Here is a 2760-nt window from a genome sequence, read left to right on the forward strand (position 1 = left end):
GATTTTCAGACGAAAATTTAGTAATTTTGCCACTATAAGAACACCCCGTTCAAGCATCGGCAAGAGAGCCGGCGAGACTGGCGGATTTTTTGTTACCATCTCGTTACCACTGATTATCGACTGCTATCTAAAGCATTGATATAACTGCATTTGGAGCGTTAGGAACAAGTCCCTCCAGCTCCACGAAATGGATAAAATCCGCTGATTATCAGCGGATTTTTTTGTTTCTATAAATTAGATATTCCCCCTTATCTTTTATGCTCATTTGATCTCCTTTATCCTCTCCATTTTCAATCCCCTTAACTCTTTATATATGAGAAAATTGCTTTGAGCGTTTCAATATATAGAAGCAACTTGTACAAAAGAAATTCCTTACGTATGGAATGGCGGCAATCATTGCAGGAAGTCTTTGGGGTGGCAAACCGAATTTGATTTTGTAGTGCGGGTTTATGAGGTATAGCCTCTGGTCAATGATTTGATAGTTGGTTTGCCGGGCGATGCGGTTGAACATCTCAATGGTGCATCCGGTGTCTTTTATATTCAGTAGTTCCGTGATGGTCTGTTCCTGTTCGCCGCATAGCTTCAATATCCATTTGTATAAAACGCGGGGGAGGAGGTGGATGAAAGGAAGATGGGAGATGATGCGGCTATGCGCTATCTGCTGGTGTCCTCCGAATGGCATCTGCCAGGCCGGGAATCCCACAAATACGACCCCGTCGGCAGTCAGGTAGTCTTGCAGACCAGAAAGGAACAGCTTCTTGTTTTCGATATGTTCTATTACGTCGTGCAGAAGAATCAGGGGAAATTCCGTCCTCTTTTTGGGGGTCGGCCGAAGCATGTCAGCCACTATGAACTCCCCTTCCAACTCTCTTTGGGCAAAGAAGGTGCGGGCTTGTTCTATTCGCGTAGGATCTATGTCCAGACCCGTCACCCGGCAGCCGGTTTGGGCAAAAGGAAGCAGATTGCCTCCCTCGCCACAGCCTACTTCCAGCACTTTGTCGGGAATATTTCCGATAGCTTCCTTTATGTAAGGGATGTAATAGTCTTTGCTGCTCTGTGACTGTTCGTCAAAGTAACTTTCACGGTCGATGTGTCGTTTTTGCATGTTCTTGGTTCCTTCTTGCATTTTGATTATTCATATTCATAGATAACCGGTCAGCCGGAAGACTGCGCCATGCCATGCTCTTTTTTTACCAGGAGATGCGGAGGCCTACCGGTACGCTGAATGTGAACGGATGCTCTTTCCGGATGGTGCGCAGTTGACTTCCGTCGGGGATATAATAGTTCAGGGTGGGCTCCAGATAGATGCTGGCGTGGGGTGTGAGGTGGTACTGGATGCCTACGCTTGTGTTGACCGACCACTGCCAGGGGGCGTTTACCGAACGGCTGTTGAGCATGTGGAGGATGCTGTCTGTGATGTGGAAACACCGGAGGCTCCCTTTTACCGGAATGTCCACTTGTATGCCGATGGTGGCATAGCCTGAAAAATGCCTGTAATTCCAGAAATGGCGGGAGAGGCGGAGCGGAATGCCGATATAGTGCAGTTGCTGATTCTCTTGGATGCGGAATTCGTTGCCGGTAGTGAACTCCGATTTGAGAAGCGTATATTGCAGTCCGGTTTCCACTCCCCAGCGTTCGTCCAGTTTCTTGTTGAGAGAAAGGCCTATGGTGATGGGAGCATGGTGTTGTCGGTTTTCCGCAATCCTGCCGCTGTTGTTCCGGGCAATCTGCATCAGTCCGATGGAGTCCTCTCCCAGCGTGCCTTGCTGGTAGCGGGTGTGGAGATAGGTATAATACTCTTCCCACGTGCCGACTTGCCGGGGAAAGTCATTCGAAATTCCGTTGGCGGATGGAGTGGCCATCAGTTTATATAAGTTCTGTGCCAGTTGCGGTCCCAGGGAACCTGCCAGCATCAGCTTCCATTTTCCAGGGTTCTTTTTCCGGACCGACGTCATCGGAAGGGAAGAGGAGACAAAGTTCATTTGTCTGTCCGTGACGGTCTGCCGGGTGAATGGAGAGGAGATGGGATGCCTGTAGATGCTGTCATTCATGGCAGGAATGGCAAGCGGCAATTTCGTGACAAACGGTATCGGCGGCATGATACGCCTCTTGCTGTTCGTGTCTTCTTGGGCAGGAGGTTGTTCGTTCTTTCGAGAGGTCTCTTTTTTCTTGCTCCGCTCGGCTTTTCCAGTCTGTCGGGGCGAAATGCGGGAGAGGCGGATTTCCCTGAGGCCCTTTTTCTCCTTATGCAGATAGTCGTGCCATGCAGGAAAGAGGAACAAGAGTATCAGCATGATAAGTACCCGGTATTCGGCCAGCATCTTTTTGAGTAGCACTTTCGCACGGGATAGTTGGGAGGAAGAGGAGTGGGGCGCTATGCCCAGCAAATCACCGATTTCTTTGTGGGACAATCCCTCCAGTGCGGCCAGTTTGAACACTTTGCGGTAGCCTTCCGGGAGGTTTTCTACGACAACCAGCAGTTGGTCGTAGGAGAGGAAGCCCATGGCACAGGGATTTTCAGCCGGTTCTTCTTCTTCCGGAATGTCTGTCAGTGAGATGGCGGGATGGGCATGAAGCTGGTTGAGGTATTGCAGTGCCAGGTTCTTCATGATTCTCTTCATCCACTGCTCCAGTCTTTCCGGATTGCGTAACGCATGGATGGAGGTGAATATGATGATGAAGCCGTCGTGAAGGAGGTCTTGGGCTGTTGTCTGGTCGTGGATGTAGTGAAGGCATACCTTCAGCATCTTTTCCGAATAC

2 protein-coding genes are annotated in these 2760 nt (G+C 49.6%); both read right to left on the reverse strand.

Annotated elements, in window-relative coordinates; translation table 11 throughout:
* Positions 1-307: 307 nt before the first annotated feature.
* Complete coding sequence (locus K2G43_RS09060; RefSeq protein WP_300154406.1) at positions 308-1105, reverse strand: class I SAM-dependent methyltransferase; 798 nt, start codon at positions 1103-1105, stop codon at positions 308-310.
* Positions 1106-1190: 85 nt separating this feature from the next.
* On the reverse strand, positions 1191-2760 hold a 1570-nt coding region (locus tag K2G43_RS09065; RefSeq protein ID WP_300154403.1), incomplete at its 5' end, for a sigma-70 family RNA polymerase sigma factor.

The organism is Bacteroides sp., from assembly GCF_029057325.1.
Lineage (GTDB): Bacteria > Bacteroidota > Bacteroidia > Bacteroidales > Bacteroidaceae > Bacteroides.

Excerpts from the sequence above, each read along its gene's own strand:
- K2G43_RS09060 (WP_300154406.1), bottom strand. The coding sequence starts at position 1,105 with ATGCAAAAACGACACATCGACCGTGAAAGTTACTTTGACGAACAGTCA.